We start from the raw sequence: 18,592 nt of genomic DNA on the forward strand, positions 1-18,592 counted from the left end.
CAGAACCCAGACTTACGAATAAACAGTAAACTGGATCCTTTGTGATCCTTGTGCTTTACCCTCCGAAACACCGGGCAAAGCCTTAGTCTGGCCACTCAGGCCAGAATAGCGCGCGATTATAGCACAGCAAAAAAAAATCGAGGCCAAATTTACAAACTCGTATCAGCACCACGATTTGCTACCTTATCGCCGACCCGCTCACAAAGCCCTGATCGCACGGCATGAGTAGCATGGAGAATAGAGCGATAAAAACCTTCAACTTCTGCAGCACCATGGCTTTTCACCACAACTCCCTGCAAACCCAGCAGAACGGCGCCGTTGTATCGTTCAGGGTTAAGGGATCGCTTAATACTTTTCAGTACAGGCCTAACAAGAATACTCACCACTCTTCCGTAAAGGGTATTCCTGAATCCTTGCCGAATCTGCTGAAACAGGAAGCGCACCACACCTTCACTGGTTTTGAGTGCCGTATTACCTGAGATACCATCACAAACAATCACATCCACCTGACCGGAGAAAATATCACTACCTTCAATAAAGCCTTCATAGCGAATAGCTGTAGAGGTGGCCATAATATCTGCCGCCTCACGCACCAACTCTGTACCCTTGAGTTCTTCTTCACCGACATTGAGCAGGCCGACTGACGGGGACACTTTACTCTGCATAACCTCAGCCATAGCGCTACCCATTAAAGCAAACTGGTACAAATCATCAGCATCACACCCCAGATTTGCCCCCAGATCCAACATCAGACACTCACCACCATTAACGGGCAGCTGACTGCAGATCGCCGGGCGACTAACCCCAGGGTACATTTTCAGCAAATAACGACTGATCACGGCTAACGCCCCGGTATTACCGGCACTGACACACGCATCTGCTTCCTGATCGGCAACAGCCTGAACAGCCAGATGAATCGACGAGCCTTTCTGATGACGCAGTGCATGCTTGGCACTATCTCCCATAGCTACAGATATATCAGAATGACGAAACTGAATCCGGTTAAGCAGCGGGGAGTTTTCGGGAAGGAGAGGTCGGATCGTACTAAGATCACCAACCAGGAGTACGGAGAGACAAGGATCTTTATTGAGCGCGCGGAGCGCTGCAGGAACGGCAACGCGGGGACCGAAGTCCCCGCCCATCGCATCAATAGCGATTAACACAAGCAGACCTTATTCGTCGCCTTTGTCAACCACTTTGTTGCCACGGTAGAAGCCATCTGCAGTCACATGGTGACGCAGGTGAACTTCACCAGTGCTTTTATCTTCTGAAAGCGTAGACGCACTCAGTGCATCGTGAGAACGACGCATACCGCGCTTAGAACGGGTTTTACGGTTCTTTTGAACAGCCATGACAACTCACTCCTAAATACAACTAGAGGTTGCAGTTAACGTTTTCCCTTCAGTTGCTCTAGAACACTGAAAGGATTTTCCGGTTTAGTTTCAGGTTGGGCTTCATCTTCCTCACCTGAAACCAGCATTTCACTTGTAACCGAGCAATCACCTTCATCGTGATATGACGCTATGGGTAACGTCAGAAGAATTTCATCTTCTATCACAGGCAACAGCTCAAGCTTCTCGTCTTCGACGATCAGCGGTTCATACTGTTTCGGCAAGTTAGCCGCAGCCTCATCAGAAGCAGCGATCGCTAACAAAAATTCGCTATCAACCTCAAAAGACATCGCCTGCATGCAGCGCTGACAAGGAACCTGAAACAGGCCCTTCAGCTGACCACGCACAAAACGGATTTTCTGAGGGTCAATATCGAACTCAAGACGTACATGGCAATGCCCTTCACTACTGACCAGGGCATCAAGCACGCGATGGCATTTTTCAAGGGAAACATCCCCTTCAATAACACCAGCATCACGAGCTAACTTGTACGGCTCGATTGTAATGGGAAGTCGGTCACCAAACATAAGCGCGCAATAATAGGGATATGACCCGCAACTGTCAAAGGATTGAAGACAAGAACAGTAAATAATCTCTGAAAAGATCGGATACAATCCTCTTTTCAGGGGGTTATCCATTCCCCACATCTATCACCAGTGCCAAACCTGTTGCTTTGGCACTGAAGCTGCAGCTGACAAACATCCACATTAACAGGATATTATTTACATGCTCCCACTGGTTCTGGCTTCCACATCATTTTACCGCAAGCAACTTCTCGAAAAACTTGGCCTGCCCTTTATTCAGGCAGCCCCAAACATCGATGAGTCACCTCTCGATCAGGAGAGTGCCAGCACACTGGTAGAACGCCTTGCCAGAGAAAAAGCTCTTGCCCTGACAGAGAACCACCCTAACAGCCTGATCATCGGTAGCGACCAGGCCGCTACGTTTGACGGGCGCATTATCGGCAAACCGCACACCAAAGACAACGCCCAAAAACAACTAAAAGGCTTCAGCGGACAAAAAATTACTTTTTATACCGGCCTGGCCCTGCACAATACCGCTACAGGTGAAACCAAAAGCCTGGTGGAACCTTTTCATGTTTATTTCCGAAAACTTAGTGATCAGCACATCGCCCGATATATTGAAAAGGAAAACCCACTGGACTGCGCCGGTAGCTTTAAATCTGAAGGAATGGGAGTTGCATTATTTGAAAAGCTGGAAGGCAGAGACCCTAACACCTTGATAGGATTACCCCTTATCGCACTTTGTGACCTTTTACACGACTTTGGGATATCACCACTGGACTAACCCTATACCTGCATATTTGAGAGAATGACGGACAGAAAACTGTCCGCTATTCTCATCAGGTAGCCCTCCACCGGAGATTCAATACAGCTGAGGCTCTCTTAGCAAGGCCTTTAACTGCACCCCCATCTCACGGCTAATCTGCTTCCAGGGCGATGGTTCCGGCGTAAAATCAACGAGATGCCGAACACCTACCCGCTCTTCCGCCACTTGGCGAACACTTGCCAAGCCATCAATCAGCCCAAGATCAACGGCTTGCCCCCCACTCCAGACAAGACCTGAGAAAATCTCCGGATTATCGGCCAGGCGATCACCACGGCCATCCTGCACTGCTTTAATAAATTGTTGATGGGTCTGGGTTAACACCGACTGCCAAAAATCTGCCTGCTGATCACTCATATCGGTAAAAGGGTCGAGAAATGCCTTGTTTTCACCGGAAGTGAAGACACGACGCTCAACACCAATCTTTTCGATCAGCCCGCCCAGGCCAAAGCCTGCGGACACAACACCAATCGACCCAACCAAACTTGCCCGATTGGCATAAATCTCATCCGCACCGGCAGCAATATAGTAAGCGCCGGAAGCCCCCATATCCCGTATTACCGCATAAACGGGTGTATCCGGATGTAAGGATCTTTGTCGGAGAAGCTCGTCATAAACCTCCCCGGAATGAACCGGACTACCACCCGGGCTATTAATATTTAAAATCAAAGCACGGGTCCCCTTATTGCCAAAGGCAGCACGAATACCTCGAATCAAACTGTCCGCATTGGCCTCCTGCTCTTCTCCAATCTGACCCAACACATTGACAACAGCAACATGATCACCGGATACAGCGCCATCATCACCGCCTCCAACCTTATTGGCAGATTGCCAAAAAAACACAAGAGCAACCAGCACCACTATTGCACGAAAAAACCGGAAAAATAGCTTCCAGCGCCGAGTCCGGCGCTGCTCTTTCAAGGTTTCCATCAACCATGTTTGCATCATTTCGTTTTGCTGCCTTACCGGGTCAGCAGCTTCAACCGTCTTTTGTGTTTCAACATCAGAAACGGGGCCGTCAGCCACCTGGCGCACACCCTCTTTCGGTTCATTCCAGTCTGATTCACTCATTACAATTCCTTAAATCCAGTATTACCTGGCCATATATGACTTACCTGACCCTGCATCATTTATCCGGGTATAAGCAGTTACAGGCCATTTTTAAATAACCTAATATCTCAGCTCCGGCTCTTAATCCCTCAGCAGCCAGTCCACCAGTTGTTCAAAGCGATCCGCAACAAAAACCGGCTGATAGGCTTGCAGCCGGTCAGGGTGATGCGCACCGTAAGTGACAGCCAGACGATCCATACCGGCATTTTTTGCCATTCCAAGATCATATTCTGTATCACCAACCATAACGGCCTGGCGAACATCAAATCCCGTCACATCAAGTAACTCACGCAGCATCAAAGGATCAGGCTTAGAAAGCGTTTCATCTGCACAACGGGTATGTGCAAACAGAGCCCCCAGACCAACCTCCGGCATCACCCTGTCCAGTCCACGGCGGCTCTTACCTGTTGCAACCGCCAACACACAGCCAGCCTCTTTCAGGCGCTGTAAACCATCTCCAACACCATTAAACAAAGGCATGTCTAAATTTGACTGCTCAAGAAACTGATGCGTGTAACCATTTCGAATCGCCTCAACACCATCATCATCAATCCCCTGGCAAAGGTGACGAATCGCTTCCGGCAGTGCCAGCCCTATAATGTTGCGCACCGCTTCATCCGTCAGTGCCGGCTCCCAGCCATAATCCTTCGCAGCAGCTTGCATACTGGTAATGATACGGGCCTCGGAGTCCACCAGGGTGCCGTCCCAATCAAAAATAACAAATGGATATTTCACAACTTATTCCAAAAAAAGCTTGAACAACCTATTACTACCAAGCGGCAGCACAGACTCAATAAATAAACAACTAACCCGCTGACAGACGCTCAAGAATCAACCGAAGACTATCTTCATAAGGCGCCCTGATATCGACAAAAGTGCCTGACTTAGGATCGGGAAAGCCAAGGGATGCCGCATGCAAAAATAATCGTTTAAAACCCAGGCCTTTAAAGTGCTGATGCACCTTATCATCACCATATTTCACATCCCCCACAAGACTATGACCAACAGACTGCGCGTGCACACGAATTTGATGGGTTCGGCCTGTTACCGGCTCCGCTTCAAGCAAGGTACAAAGTACGCCATTAGCATTAAGGCGTTTAAGAATCTGAAACCGGGTGACGGATGGCTTTCCTTCCTTCAGGTCAACTTTGACCACTCGTTCACGCCCACCTACACCATGTTTCTTTAAGGGTTTATCCACCTCGGTGACAGCTTCAGGCCAACGCCCCACAGCAAGCGCATGATATTTTTTCCGAAACGCCTTAGCCTTCAGTTGCTCCTGCAGGTAATTCAGAGCCTTACGATTCTTCGCAACCAACAAGCAACCGGACGTATCTTTATCCAACCGGTGTACCAGCTCCAAATAGCTCCCTTCCGGACGAATCTGTCGTAGGTTTTCAATCAGCCCGGCCTGAACCCCGGAGCCAGCATGAACCGATAATCCTTGCGGTTTATTGATCACCAGCCAGTCATCACACTCACGCAACACAGCAGCCTCCAAGGCCCGGGCAAACTCCTTGCTGACAGGTATATCATCTGCTTTTTCTGCAACCCGAACCGGTGGAACACGAACGATATCTCCCGCTTGTAAACGGTATACCGCCTTGACTCTTTTTTTGTTCACCCGAACCTCACCCTTTCGGATAATCCGATAGACAAGGTTTTTTGGCACACCTTTAAGAAAGGTAATCAGGAAGTTATCAACCCTTTGTCCCTCATGATGACTATCAATGGTGACAAAACGAACAGAGTGAACAGCTTCAGCCACATGGCCTCCCGGGGCAGTTCTTCAAGTAAATCAAATTGATGGTTTGCGTGATAACTGCTATATTACAGACCGCCTGAAAAAAGACTAAAAAAACTGACATCTATTGTCGCCTGCACACTTGGCTGATGGGGTATAAACTCCCCCGCCAGGAAAAACAGCCCGGCATTTCAGGCAAATATCACCGCTAGCATATTGAGAACAACCGTATTGTGTACGGGCTGTCATCAATCAGCGAGATGGTAACAGATTACACATTGAATGTGAGCTGAATGAACAGCTTGCAATTTCCGTTAACAGCACACCCTCACAACCTGAATAGTGCGAACGGATCAACTTATGTTTCGTGTCCGGTGAGACTTGCGGAACGACTGGTTTGTTTAGTGTTGGCCGATTGCCAACCCCGGTATCATCATTTGTCGTCATCCAGTCCTGTACCTTGCCACCAGTATGTTTTTCACCTTTTGCTGCATTCCGGCATCGGCCCATGTTATCCAACGTGAAACATGTTGCCCTAAGGGATAGTAGTCAGAGTTCGGCTCTATGATCGGGAACTGCCAGTCAGCAGATCAGATACGTATGACAGCCGCCGCTGAAGAGCATTAAGCACGCATAAAAATTTTGATTCTGAGCCTTAAAAGGTTGGTCAGTATACTGACATTTGGGTGTCCCAAGGACCCAAAAGACTTCGATGAAAAGAATGCTAATCAACGCAACCCAACCTGAAGAGTTGCGTGTTGCCCTTGTAGATGGCCAGAGACTTTACGATCTGGATATCGAATCAGGATCCCGTGAGCAGAAAAAAGCTAACATCTACCGCGGCCGTATCACACGTATAGAACCCAGTCTTGAAGCTGCCTTTGTTGATTTTGGCGCAGAGCGTCATGGTTTTCTGCCTCTGAAAGAGATCTCAAAAGAATACTTCAGCAAGAAACCGTCTGAAATTCAGGGCCGTATCAACATCAAAGATGTGGTTAAAGAAGGCACCGAGGTTATCGTTCAGGTTGATAAAGAGGAACGTGGTAACAAGGGCGCAGCCCTGACAACCTTCGTCAGCCTGGCCGGACGCTATCTGGTACTGATGCCAAACAATGCCCGGGCTGGTGGTATATCCCGCCGCATTGAAGGTGATGACCGCACACAGCTGCGTGAAGCGATGAGTCAGCTTAAAACACCTTCTGATATGGGCGTAATCGTCCGCACCGCTGGCGTTGGCCGCAGTGCAGAAGAGTTGCAGGTCGACCTCGACTACCTGCTACAGCTGTGGGACGCCATTAAAAGTGCCGCCCTTGAGCGACCTGCGCCCTTCTTGGTTTACCAGGAAAGTAACGTCATCATCCGTGCCATGCGTGACTATCTGCGCCAGGATGTTGGTGAAGTTCTTATCGATAGCCCTGAAGTTTTTCAGGAGGCGATGAACTTTATCCAGCAGGTGATGCCAAGCTTTAGCAACAAAATCAAGCAGTACGAAGACCCGGTACCTCTGTTCAGCCGCTTCCAGATCGAAAGTCAGATTGAAACGGCGTTCCAGCGTGAAGTGAAGCTGCCATCCGGTGGTTCCATTGTCATCGATCACACCGAGGCGCTGGTATCAATCGATATCAACTCGGCCCGGGCAACCCGTGGCAGTGATATTGAAGAAACCGCACTGAATACCAATCTGGAAGCCGCAGATGAGATCGCCCGCCAGCTTCGCCTGCGCGATATCGGCGGCCTGATCGTTATTGACTTTATCGATATGACGCCGGTTAAGAACCAGCGTGAAGTTGAGAACCGTATGCGTGATGCCCTCAAGGTGGATCGCGCCCGTGTTCAGGTCGGTCGTATTTCCCGCTTTGGCCTGATGGAGATGTCCCGTCAGCGTTTACGCCCTTCTCTGGGTGAAACCAGTGGTGTGGTATGCCCTCGCTGTGATGGTCAGGGCACAATCCGTGATGTGCAGTCACTGGCATTATCCATCATGCGTCTGATTGAAGAAGAGGCCATGAAGGATCGCACAGCGCAAATTCGGGCTATTCTCCCGGTCAGCGTTGCCACCTTCCTGCTGAACGAAAAACGTAAAACCCTTAACGATATCGAAACCCGTCAGGGTGTTGCGTTAATGATCGTGCCCAATCCACACATGGAAACACCTCACTATGAAGTGTCACGCCTGCGGGATGATCAGTTAGAAGGCAACGGTGAAGAGTCCAGCTTTGAAATCAATCTGGAGTCCACCGATAAAGAAGAAGAAACGGCAGCACCTAAACAGCCAGAACGTGCTCAGGCTGCAGTGCGTAGCGTTGTGCCGACAACGCCTCCACCAGCACCTCAGGTTAAAAGTGCTCCGACTGAAGAAAGCTTTTTCAGCAAACTGGTGAAAGGCATCAGCAAACTGTTTGCTAGTGATGACATCAAGAAATCAACGCCTGAGAAAAAGTCTTCTCAGGAAGAGAGTGAGAAAGATCATCGTAGCGGTCAGGAAAAATCAAACCGTAACCGTCGCCGCAGCGAACGCAAGCCACGTCGCGATAACCGCCGTGACAGCAGTCGTAACCGTGATGATCGTAATACCCGTGATGAGCAAGCGGAAGATAAATCAGAACGTAAGTCAGATAACCGCAAGCCTGATAAGCGCAATGATCGCTCAGACCGGAATAACGAACGCAGCAATGACCGAAAACGTCAGAGCCGCGATAATCGTGATCAGAAAGCGAAAGAAACTACAGAAGTACAAACGGAAGACAATCAGGAGCAGAAAGCAAAAGCCGAAGCTCGTGAAAATAACCGTCCGAAAAACAAGCGTACCCGTAACAACCCTCGCCGTCGTCGTCGTAACCGCAACAGCGAAGGTAACGAGCAAAATGAAGCACAGAACCAAAGTGCTGTTGCAGGCGGCAATGAGCCAGCAGAGAAAACGTCTGTTAAAGAAGAAGCCAAGCCTGTAGCTAAAAAAGCAGAGACGGCTCCTGCTAAAGCAGAGTCTTTACCGAGTAAAACAGAAGAAGCACCTGCAAAAGATGCGGCTAAAGAGATCTGGGCTAAAGCAGAAGCAACAATCGCGTCCCAGGTTGAAGAACCTTCTGTTCAGTCCGACACTGAAAATGCAGTCAAAGCAGCTAAAGCAACCTCAGCACCTGCTGGCGGCACTCAAAGTGCAGCAGCGGATCAAGCTTTACAAACAGCGCCTGCAGACAGTGTAAAAGAAGAGACAGTAACAAAAGAAGAAGCAGCAACAGAAGCTGAAACAGGCGTGGATGTCTCTCAGGAAGCAGCAACAACGGAAGTCTCAGATATTCAGCCTAACACTGAAGAGAAGCTGGCTGATGTTGACGTGAAGCCGGATGAGGTTATGCAGCAGGAAACCACTGCCAATGAAGTCGCTGTCGAGGCTGTACAAGCGGAGACCAAGTCTGAAGAGGTGAAGGAAACAGCGCCGGTTGAAAAACCCGTTGAACCTGTAGCAGAAGAGGCTGAGAAGCAAGAAGCAGTTTCAGCTACCGAGGAAGCCAGTGCAGCGCCAAGCAAGCCTGCAGAGGCAATAGCAGCTGAAACACAGCCTGCAGTGAAAACTGAAGCAGAAACAGCTCAGGTAGCTGAGTCACCAGCGGCAGATTCAACGCCGAAGAAACGGGTGAGTCGTAAGGTTCGTGCCAAAGTCGCCAAAGAGACAGGTGATATTGATCTGAAAATTCCGACACTTAAACCCAATGATGAAGCGATTACACTGCCAACTGAAAAGAAAGAAAGCGTCAGAAAAACGCGGGAGCGCAAACCACGCTCTGGTCGTGTTGCTAATGACCCTCGTCTGACCCGTGAATAACAGCGTTTATTCCGTCAACAAAAAACCCAGTCAATGACTGGGTTTTTTTATACCTGAACATAACCGGTACCTAAAAATAAAAAACAGCTCTTATTCAGATCAAAGAATCACTTGAGGCTCCCTCTCCAACTCAACCTGAAACCTGTGTTTTACCTCAGAAACAATATCATCAGCCAGAGCCAGCAGTCCTTCAGCACTGCCCCCACCATAGTGAACCAGTACAAGTGCTTGTTTAGGGTATACTCCTACAGAGCCGCGCCGGGTCCCCTTAAAGCCACACTGTTCAATAAGCCAACCTGCCGCCAGTTTATTTTGTCCTTCACCAGCAGGATATACAGGCATCCCAGGATATTGCCCTTTAAGGCTTTGTGCTAACTCAGAAGACACAACAGGGTTTTTGAAGAAACTACCTGCATTACCTACTTCAGCAGGGTCAGGGAGCTTACTCTGACGAATTCTGCAGACAGCCCTGGCTATCCTCAATGGCGTCACCTCTTTGCCTTCAAGCTCTGCCGCCAAGTCACCATAACCCAACTTCGGCTCTGCCTTAGTCTGCAGTCGCAGCAACAGGCTGGTAATAATAACCTGGTCAGTGCGCCCCTGCTGATACTCCGCAGACTTAAAGATACTGTCACGGTAACCAAAGAAACACGCCTCACGGCTTAGGGTAACCGGCTTACCATCACAGACACGAATCGCCGAAACCGACACCAGTACATCCGCCAGCTCTGAGCCATAGGCCCCGATATTCTGAACGGGCGCAGCTCCGGTACGACCTGGAATCAACGCCAGATTTTCCAGCCCGTACAGTCCTTTCCCGACAGTTTCCATCACAAGGTCATGCCAGACAACCCCTGCACCCACGGTCAGTAACACACTGCCATCTGCCTGAGGATCATAATGACGCTGCTGATTACTCATCTGCACTACCAGGCCAGGAATATCCGCAGCAAGAATAAGATTACTACCGCTACCTAGCGGAAAAACGGGCAAGTCACGCTTCCGAGCCCAGCCCAAAGCCTCCTGACACGCCTTTTCAGACTCAGGTCGACAGAAGTAATCGGCATAAACAAGAAAACCCAGGGTGTTTAACCCACTAAGGTCTTTATGATTTTCAGGTTCAAACAGGAGTTCTGATGGGGACACTAAATTGCTCACTAACCATTGGGGTGGGTTTGGCCTGAAAGGGATCAGCTATCGTGGTGTATAGCAAGCTCAACCAGTAGGTTTTTACCCGCCGCTTCAACCAGGTCCAATACTTGCTCGAAACCTGATTCACCACCGTAATAAGGATCAGGAACCTCCTTAAGACCCAGGCCTGGCGCGTAATCCAGAAAAAGCCCCAACCTTGCTGAAGCATCTTCAGGACGAATCTGATGCAGGTTTTCCAGGTTACTAAGATCCATTGCCAGTATATGATCATATTCATAAAAATCTTCTGCAATAGCCTGACGGGCTTTCAGCATACTCAGATCATAACCCCTACGTGCGGCAGCCTCCTGCGTGCGCGGGTCCGGCGACTTACCAATATGCCAGGCGGCAGTACCCGCCGAATCAATCTCGATCAGATCCTGAAGGCCCGCATCTGCAACTAACTTCCGAAATACGCCATCAGCCGTCGGGGAGCGACAGATATTGCCCAAGCAAACAAACAAAACCTTAATACGGGACATTAGAGCTTGCCCTCTGCCAGTCTCTGGCGAATATGGGCACGAACCCGATCCAGATCTTCAGCCGTATCAACACCTGCAGGATGCCGCTCGTCGGCCACCGCCACATGAATGCGGACGCCATTCCAGAGAGCCCGAAGCTGCTCCAGCTGCTCTGACTGTTCAATAGGTGCCGGTTGCCAGCTGACAAAGTCATTCAGCATTTTCACCCGATAACCATAAAGACCAATATGCCGATAAAGCGGCGAAGGCGGCAGCTGATTCAGATCTGCAGAAAATGCATCGCGCGCCCAGGAGATGGTTGCTCTTGAGAAATAGAGTGCATAGCCACGGGCATCTGTCACGACCTTAACAACATTCGGATTATGAACAGCGGCCAGATCTTCAATCTGCTCGCACAGAGTTGAAATACCTGCGGAAGGATCTGCCGCAAGATTATGGGCCACCTGATTGATCAGGCGCGGAGGAATCAGAGGCTCATCACCCTGGACATTAACGATGATATCATCCGCATAGAAGCCCAGCTTCTGAGCCACTTCCTGCAGACGATCAGTACCGGAAGGATGCTGATCTGAGGTCAGGCATACTTCAGCCCCAAAACCTTCAGCGGCACCTGCAATATTCTGATCATCCGTGGCAATAATGATCCGGCTGGCTTCACTTTTCCGGGCTTGCTCATACACCCGCTGCAGCATAGGCTTACCTTCAATATCCAGAAGCGGCTTGCCCGGCAAACGCGATGATGCAAAACGAGCGGGAATGACAACAGTAAAAGACATGGTCCGATCCTTAAAACCTTAGCTTGCACGATAGAGGATTACTTCTCGAGACGCTCATCAGCCGTCAATGTACGGGCTTCGCTTTCCAGCATAACCGGAATATTATCCCGAACAGGAAAAGCCAGGCCATCAGCCTTACAAACCAACTCGTTCTGCTCTTTCTTATAAACTAATGGCCCTTGGCAAACAGGGCAGACTAACAGGGCTAACAGTTGCTTATCCATGGTGTTTTCTCTTTAAAACAGTCAATAATTGATGATGTAGTGTTTCGATCAGGTCCGGCTTTATTCGGGCTTCAACATCCAAAGCCCAGTAGGTTTCTTCTGACCAGCTTCGACATTTCACCGCATCTTTTGCTGTCATCAGCACCACACGTCCATCCGGGACCTCATGATCTTTATAAATATGATGATCCGGGAAAGGATGACGCTCAATATGCAGCTCAAGCTCTTCCAGAGTCTGAAAAAAACGTTCCGGATTACCAATCCCTGCCATAGCAAATGCTGGCCTGCGCTGGGATGTTTTGAAAGGAGGTCGCCCTGCAGAAAACGTTTCTCCGGTGCGTAGATTTCTCCAGTAACGAGGACTCAGCTTCATGGGATGCGCCTGAACACCTGCGATATCAAGGGGGCAGTTACTTCCATTCGCCAGTACCAGATCCACTTCTTTCAGGCGCTGTGCAGGCTCTCTTAAAGGGCCAACGGGCAGGCAGTGGCCATTACCTAAACCACGACTGGCATCAACAATCACCCACTCAATATCCCTTGGCAGACTCAAGTGCTGTAAGCCATCATCACTGATAATCAGGTTGCAGGCAGTATGCCCCGGAAAATTCTTCTGAAAAAACGTCGTATCAAGCAGAGCCCGAGCAGCCCGATAGCGGTCCTGGTCGACAACAACCGGGCTATCGGTCTGAGCTGCAAGCATCACAGGCTCATCCCCAACGTCGGCTGCATCACTTTCAGCGGTAACGGCGACCGGCCCAGAGAGCTTCTTGCCACCATACCCCCTGCTAATCACCCCCGGATGCCATCCGTGATGCTGTAAAACCCGGCACAGCATAGACACCATGGGAGACTTACCTGTCCCGCCCACACTTACATTACCCACCACAATCACCGGAACCGGCAGGGCTCGTTGTTGTGCCCGTTTCTTTGCTTGATCTTTACGCGCTAAATAGCGGTAAACGACCTCAACCGGCCACAATAACAGGGGCCATTTGGCACCTGAATACCAAGCTTTTTCCAGTGCTTTCATGGTTAAGCCTCTTCGTCACTGAACTGCATGGAATGCAGCTGGGCATACGCCCCTCCTTTAGCCAGCAGCTCTTTATGGCTACCGGATTCAATAATTTCACCCTGCTCCATCACCATAATAATATCGGCGTTTTCAATGGTAGAAAGGCGATGCGCAATCACAAACGTCGTACGGTTTTTCATAACTTCATCAAGCGCTTTCTGAATATAACGCTCAGATTCCGTATCCAGTGCCGACGTCGCTTCATCCAAAATAAGAATAGGCGCATCTTTCAGAATAGCCCGGGCTATGGCCAGGCGCTGACGCTGCCCACCAGATAACAGAACGCCATTATCCCCAACCAGTGTATCCAGCCCGTCAGGAAGCTCCTCAATAAAGGACATCGCGTAAGCTGACTTAGCCGCAGCCTTTATCTGCTCCCGGGTTATGCCCGGCTGACCGTAAGCGATATTGTTAGCCACCGTATCGTTAAACAGTGTGACCTGCTGAGTGACCATGGATATCTGACGCCGCAGACTGGACAACGTCACATTTTCCAGTGGCTGCCCATCAAAACAGATCCCACCTTCAACAGGTTCATAGAACCGGGGAATCAGGTTGATCAATGTTGATTTACCACTACCGGAGCGCCCAACAATCGCAACAACCTGACCCGCATTAACATCAAAGTTGACGTCTTTCAGTACCTGCTTCTCAGTACCCGGGTAACGGAAGCCTACATTTCTGAACGAAACATCACCTTTAATTTGAGACATGACGCCGGAACCATAATCAGGCTCATCGTCTTTATCATATTGCTCAAAAAGATCCTCCGCCGCCGCAACCCCTCTCTGAATCGCATTATTAACCTCTGTCAGCTGACGGATCGGCTTCGCCATAAGTGATGCAGCGGTAATAAAAGCGATAAACTCACCAGGAGTCATGCCCTGCATAATCTCCGGGTCCAGAGCCAGCCAAACCAAAGTCCCCATGGCAAAAGCAACAATCAGCTGAACAAGAGGAGTACTCAGGGCCCGGGTTGCTGCCATCTTAATAAACTGCTTGCGGTTAAGCTCGCTTGCTTTATTGAATCGCGAGCGCTCATATTCAGTGCCATCAAAGGTACGTACAACCCGATACCCGGTAATAGCCTCAGAAGCAACATGGGTCACATCCCCCATTGAGGTCTGAATCCTGCGACTGACCTTTCTGAAACGCTTGCTGGCCACACTGACCACCAAGCCAATCAGAGGTGTCATCGCAATAAAAATCAGTGTCAGCCGCCAATTGTTATAGAAGAGATAGAGCAGCAGCCCGAACACAAAAATGCCTTCACGAATAACGACTGTAACGGCTTGAGAAGCAGCATTTGTGACCTGATCAATATTGAATGTCAGGCGTGAGATAAGGTGACCAGATGACTGACTATCAAAATATGACACCGGGAGAGAAAGGTACTTATCAAATAGCTGACACCGTAGTTTGTGCACCACGCCACGAGCGACAATTTCCATGAAGTAGATCCCTAAAAAGCTACCCACTCCCCTGGCCGCAAAAGCACTGACCATCAGAGTTGGAAATAACCACCGGAACTCCGAGTTTTGCTTTTCTATGGAATCAACCAGGTATTTCATCAGTTCGGCAAACGCTGTACTCGACGCTGCATAAATAATATAACCCAGAATACTTAAGGCAAATGCCCAGCTGTATGCCTTCACGTATTTTAGTAAGCGGAAATAAGAACTCGCCGCGCTTTTTGGCGAGTCTTCGAAAGGCGATATCTTTTGATCAGACAAGTGAAGCTACCTTATTAAAACGCTGTTTTTTTAATTAAAAATGCTGAGGTCTCGCCAGGAAGCGTTATGTTAACCACTTATTGGGCAAACCGGGTCTGAAAACTGACCTGAGTCAGACCCGCACCCGCCAGGTCATCCAAAACCCGCGTTACCCGACCATGGCGAGCCCTTTCATCAGCAATCACAACCACCCGCCCTGAGGATGCCTGCCGCTTAAGGTAGTCAGCCAGGGCTGATGAGAGTTTTTCAACAGGTTTCCCATTCATCAAAATGGAACCTGTTTCAGGAACCTCAAGCCGAAGCGGTGCAGGTGTTTCAACAGCCTGGCCATGGCTTGTTTCCGGTAGCTGAAGCTCAAGTTCGCTACTCTGGTCAAACGTAGTGGAGACCATAAAAAAAATCAGTAGCAGAAAAACCACATCAATCAGGGGTGTCAGATTAAGGCTGACGGGCTCCGACTGGCGACGCTGAAATTTCACGCAGGGATAACCTTTTCAGTCATATCACGTTGCATACGGGATCGCTCATCCAGGCCGGAAGACACTTTTGCCCGTTGACCATATAGCTCATCAACCAATTTGATTGACTCCTGCTCCAGATTAACAACCATATCCTGCACACGTCGTTCAAAAAAACGATGAAAAAGAACAGCCGGAATGGCAACCGACAGACCCGCAGCGGTTGTAACCAGTGCCTGAGAGATGCCACCAGCCAATGCCGGCGCTTTACCAGCCCCCTGCTCCATAATGACGGCAAAGACATCAATCATACCTAGAACCGTTCCCAACAACCCCAGCAAAGGAGTAATCGCAGCAATGGAGCCCAGTAAGCTTAAGAAACGTTCAAGATCGTGCACAACGGCTGCTGCGGCCTCTTCTATGGACTCCTTCATAACAACCCGGCTGAACTCTAGATTGCGCAGCCCCGCTGCAAATAGAAAACCCAAGGGCGAACTCTGCTCCAGCTCATAAAGCTGAGTCGAGCTCATTGGCGCAGACAGGGCCTGACGAACCACTTGCTGACGCAGAGCAGAAGGTGCAATACGTTCCCGACGTAATACCCAAAACCGTTCCAGAATAATTGCCGCGGCAGCCACAGATGAGGCCAGAATCGGCAACATTAACCAGCCACCGGCAGAAAAAATGAGATCCACGTTTTTTCCTTTGCTGAACAAGTGATTGTCTGTCATTCAAGCTGCAAGTGTACACCATTGTCAGGCTGGTCTGAACGCAAAACAATGACAGCAACAGCATTTCTCCCTCACCACGCCAGGCTCATCTGACAAATAAGCGCAACGGCCAGATCTTCAGCAGTATTCCGGCTCAATCAAGTTTTTGCCAGCGCCAGCGGAGCGGCTTCAATTCTCTGTTTGCCGTAAGCGTCCAATGACCGGAAAGGTCATCATCCTTCAGAAAGAGGGCTCCCAGATCCGCTGTATTGTATTCCCGGTAGATCTTTTCACTCGCCCCCATAGACTCCTGAGATCTGAGATAGGCGATCCGTTGCTGTACCTCTGGGGCAGGATGGCCATACCGGTTATTAAACCCAGCCGAGTAAATAACCCCTTTAGGTCTGACCGCCGATAAAAATGCCAGGCTATTTCCTCCGGTACTGCCATGATGACTGGCAACCAGCCACTCGGCCTGCAGATTTTGCCCCGAAGCTAACAACCAGCTTTCTGCCTGTTGACCAATATCCCCTGTCAGAAGAATGCTTTTTTCCGGCTCACTGACCGACCAGACCTTCAGCACACAGGAGCGATCATTATCACTGCGCACAATAGCAGACAGCACTTCAGTCGAAACAGGCGGATATAGCACCTCAAACACGGTATCTTCCCACTGCCAAAGCTGCCCCTGGTGACAGTCGGTAACGTGCTTAACCGAGCCTAAGGCTGTCTTATCCAGCCTTTCCGGCTGCCCTGCCAAAATCTTCTCAGAAAACGGGGTTAACGCAGATAAACCGCCTGCATGATCATTATCACCATGGGAGATCACAAGCAGATCAATCTGTGCGGCTTCCGATGCCAGCAGTGGAGGTAAAAAGAGTGAAACCGGTTGAAAGCCTGAACGAAAAGATGGGCCGGTGTCATATATCAGCTGCTTGTCTGCAACCCGGATGCGCACTGCTAACCCTTGCCCTACATCAAAAACCTCTACCCTGAAACCTTCCTTCCGATCCTTCTCGTGCTTAATATCTGCAACAAAATACAATCCGATACTAAGTATAACCAAGCTAACGCCCTGTCTGCCCGGTACCGCCGGAAACGCCCAGATCAGCGTCAGTAAAACCAATAATAACCCAGAGCCCAGGCCCAGTACTGGAGTCCCCCAGTTAAGCTCCAGCCCTAACAGCAAACATTGCCAGAACAGAAATTCCAGCATACCCAGTAAAGACTCAAGGGGAAGCACAGGCAAAATAGTCTGCAATAGTGCCAAGGGAAGTATCAAAAGCGATACCAGAGGAATAGCAACCAGATTGACCAAACCGGATACCAGGTCCGGAGTATTCAACCAAAAGCTCTGTACCGGTAACAACCCCGCCATCAGAACCAGCTGAACCCGGATAAACATGCCATGATGCCTGCCTCCGCTAATCACAATCAGCAACAGAAAAACAGCCCAGACACTGTAATAGAACCCGGGACGGAGCAAGTAGAGCGGTTCATAAAGCAGAAGCAGCGTCACAGCAAAAAGAAGAACTCGCAGGGGGGACAAAAGAAAGCCACGGCTTCTAATAAAAATCACCAGCAACGCCATTAAAAGCGCACGGGCTACTGCGACGCCAGGGGGCCAAATCAACAACATTGGGAATAACAGAATAACAGGGGCTGTCAGTAGAATAACTCTCTGCCAATACTGGTCCAGGGGTAACACTCGCCTTATCAGCGAAAGGACAAACCAGCCTGCACCCAGTAAAACCCCTATATGCAAACCTGAAACCACAACAAGATGAATTGTTCCGGTGGCCCGTAGCAGCTGCCAGTGATGGTCCGTCAGATACCGGCCATCCCCGGTCAGCAATGTTGATACCAGAGGCAAATCCTGATGATCCGCCCGCTCTGAAAAAACGGATCGCCATTGACTCAGTAATTGCGGCCAAAGATTAGCGTCAGACAGCCGCTGGCTATTCTGCTCACTGCGAATATAACCCCGGGCCATAACACCGTTACCCAACTGCTGAATCCGATAACGACTTTGTCCTGGATTACTGAGCCCCCTGACAGGATATAAGCGCACAAGAAACTGCCAGCGCTCCCCATCCCTGGCTTTAAATAATGACACCCTGTCTTCCGTCAAACCATGCAGATAACGATTAACCACCACACTGCCTTGAAAGGTGCATCTTTCAGCTGTTTCATCCACCAACTGGCACCAATTAACCTTAAATCTCAGCTGTTGCTGGTCCGTTGAATCACGCATGACCTGTTCAACCCGTCCCTGAATCAGCAGATCCTTCCCCGACAACGTCTGGGGCAGCGTTTGACTTAATAAAACAGCTAGATACACGTTTGTGTAAAGATACGCTAGAATCCCAACCCCTGTAGCAACAGATATAAGAGCAGGGCGGTTTCGGATTAATACCAGCGCTATAAAGGCCAGCATCAACAGGGCCTCAGCTGGTGGCCAGTCGAAAGCTACAATGCCCGCCAGCACACCTAAAATAACAACAATAAACCACATCGACCTGACCTCC

General features: G+C 49.7%; 17 protein-coding genes. 2 read left to right on the plus strand and 15 right to left on the minus strand.

Features of this window, described 5'->3' with window-relative positions; all coding sequences use genetic code 11:
- Window positions 1–149: 149 nt before the first annotated feature.
- From plsX to BTA35_RS01655, 3 genes are read right to left on the minus strand one after another with little or no spacing between them, the layout of a single operon-like run.
- On the minus strand, window positions 150–1,163 hold the full coding sequence (gene plsX / locus BTA35_RS01645) for a phosphate acyltransferase PlsX (protein ID WP_077242682.1): 1,014 nt from the start codon (window positions 1,161–1,163) through the stop codon (window positions 150–152).
- A 9-nt stretch (window positions 1,164–1,172) separates the two neighbouring features.
- Entirely contained in the window at window positions 1,173–1,352 is a 180-nt protein-coding gene (rpmF, locus tag BTA35_RS01650; RefSeq protein ID WP_077242683.1) for a 50S ribosomal protein L32, read from the minus strand.
- 35 nt (window positions 1,353–1,387) lie between these two features.
- On the minus strand, window positions 1,388–1,918 hold the full coding sequence (locus tag BTA35_RS01655; protein WP_160054901.1) for a YceD family protein: 531 nt from the start codon (window positions 1,916–1,918) through the stop codon (window positions 1,388–1,390).
- Window positions 1,919–2,117: 199 nt separating this feature from the next.
- Between BTA35_RS01655 and BTA35_RS01660 the strand changes: the two genes are divergently transcribed.
- Complete coding sequence (locus tag BTA35_RS01660) at window positions 2,118–2,699, plus strand: Maf family protein (protein WP_077242685.1); 582 nt, start codon at window positions 2,118–2,120, stop codon at window positions 2,697–2,699.
- Window positions 2,700–2,777: 78 nt separating this feature from the next.
- Here BTA35_RS01660 and BTA35_RS01665 read toward each other — a convergent pair whose 3' ends face one another.
- The 3 genes from BTA35_RS01665 to BTA35_RS01675 all read right to left on the minus strand — a co-directional run bounded on the left by BTA35_RS01665 (window position 2,778) and on the right by BTA35_RS01675 (window position 5,616).
- Window positions 2,778–3,809 carry a S49 family peptidase gene (locus tag BTA35_RS01665; protein WP_077242686.1) on the minus strand — a complete coding sequence of 344 codons (1,032 nt, stop codon included), beginning with the start codon at window positions 3,807–3,809 and terminating at the stop codon, window positions 2,778–2,780.
- Between the two features lie 120 nt (window positions 3,810–3,929).
- Window positions 3,930–4,583, minus strand: a complete 654-nt coding sequence (locus tag BTA35_RS01670) for an HAD family hydrolase (RefSeq protein WP_077242687.1) — start codon at window positions 4,581–4,583, stop codon at window positions 3,930–3,932.
- A gap of 70 nt (window positions 4,584–4,653) precedes the next feature.
- Window positions 4,654–5,616, minus strand: a complete 963-nt coding sequence (locus BTA35_RS01675) for an RluA family pseudouridine synthase (RefSeq protein ID WP_077242688.1) — start codon at window positions 5,614–5,616, stop codon at window positions 4,654–4,656.
- A gap of 688 nt (window positions 5,617–6,304) precedes the next feature.
- Here BTA35_RS01675 and rne point away from each other — a divergent pair.
- Window positions 6,305–9,415 carry a ribonuclease E gene (gene rne / locus BTA35_RS01680; RefSeq protein WP_077242689.1) on the plus strand — a complete coding sequence of 1,037 codons (3,111 nt, stop codon included), beginning with the start codon at window positions 6,305–6,307 and terminating at the stop codon, window positions 9,413–9,415.
- A gap of 99 nt (window positions 9,416–9,514) precedes the next feature.
- On the opposite strand, the gene murB is transcribed toward rne, so the two are convergent.
- From murB to BTA35_RS01725, 9 genes are all read right to left on the minus strand, one after another.
- Complete coding sequence (gene murB / locus BTA35_RS01685) at window positions 9,515–10,561, minus strand: UDP-N-acetylmuramate dehydrogenase (protein WP_103989640.1); 1,047 nt, start codon at window positions 10,559–10,561, stop codon at window positions 9,515–9,517.
- Window positions 10,562–10,605: 44 nt separating this feature from the next.
- Window positions 10,606–11,088 carry a low molecular weight protein-tyrosine-phosphatase gene (locus BTA35_RS01690; protein WP_202931149.1) on the minus strand — a complete coding sequence of 161 codons (483 nt, stop codon included), beginning with the start codon at window positions 11,086–11,088 and terminating at the stop codon, window positions 10,606–10,608.
- Window positions 11,088–11,864, minus strand: a complete 777-nt coding sequence (kdsB, locus tag BTA35_RS01695) for a 3-deoxy-manno-octulosonate cytidylyltransferase (RefSeq protein WP_077242690.1) — start codon at window positions 11,862–11,864, stop codon at window positions 11,088–11,090. Before kdsB ends, BTA35_RS01690 begins: the two co-directional genes overlap by 1 nt.
- 38 nt (window positions 11,865–11,902) lie before the next feature.
- Window positions 11,903–12,088, minus strand: coding sequence for a Trm112 family protein (locus BTA35_RS01700; RefSeq protein ID WP_077242691.1), 186 nt, complete (start codon window positions 12,086–12,088; stop codon window positions 11,903–11,905).
- Complete coding sequence (gene lpxK, locus BTA35_RS01705; RefSeq protein ID WP_077242692.1) at window positions 12,081–13,121, minus strand: tetraacyldisaccharide 4'-kinase; 1,041 nt, start codon at window positions 13,119–13,121, stop codon at window positions 12,081–12,083. Before lpxK ends, BTA35_RS01700 begins: the two co-directional genes overlap by 8 nt.
- 2 nt (window positions 13,122–13,123) lie before the next feature.
- Window positions 13,124–14,896, minus strand: coding sequence for a lipid A export permease/ATP-binding protein MsbA (gene msbA, locus BTA35_RS01710; protein ID WP_238377466.1), 1,773 nt, complete (start codon window positions 14,894–14,896; stop codon window positions 13,124–13,126).
- Window positions 14,897–14,973: 77 nt separating this feature from the next.
- A complete protein-coding gene (locus BTA35_RS01715; protein ID WP_077242693.1) occupies window positions 14,974–15,375 on the minus strand; it encodes an ExbD/TolR family protein in 402 nt (133 codons plus the stop codon).
- Complete coding sequence (locus tag BTA35_RS01720) at window positions 15,372–16,049, minus strand: MotA/TolQ/ExbB proton channel family protein (RefSeq protein WP_430522258.1); 678 nt, start codon at window positions 16,047–16,049, stop codon at window positions 15,372–15,374. The genes BTA35_RS01715 and BTA35_RS01720 overlap by 4 nt, the downstream gene beginning before the upstream one ends.
- A gap of 169 nt (window positions 16,050–16,218) precedes the next feature.
- A complete protein-coding gene (locus BTA35_RS01725) occupies window positions 16,219–18,579 on the minus strand; it encodes a DNA internalization-related competence protein ComEC/Rec2 (RefSeq protein WP_077242695.1) in 2,361 nt (786 codons plus the stop codon).
- Between the last annotated feature and the right edge of the window lie 13 nt (window positions 18,580–18,592).

The organism is Oceanospirillum linum, from assembly GCF_001995095.2.
GTDB classification, from domain to species: Bacteria; Pseudomonadota; Gammaproteobacteria; order Pseudomonadales; family Halomonadaceae; genus Oceanospirillum; species Oceanospirillum linum.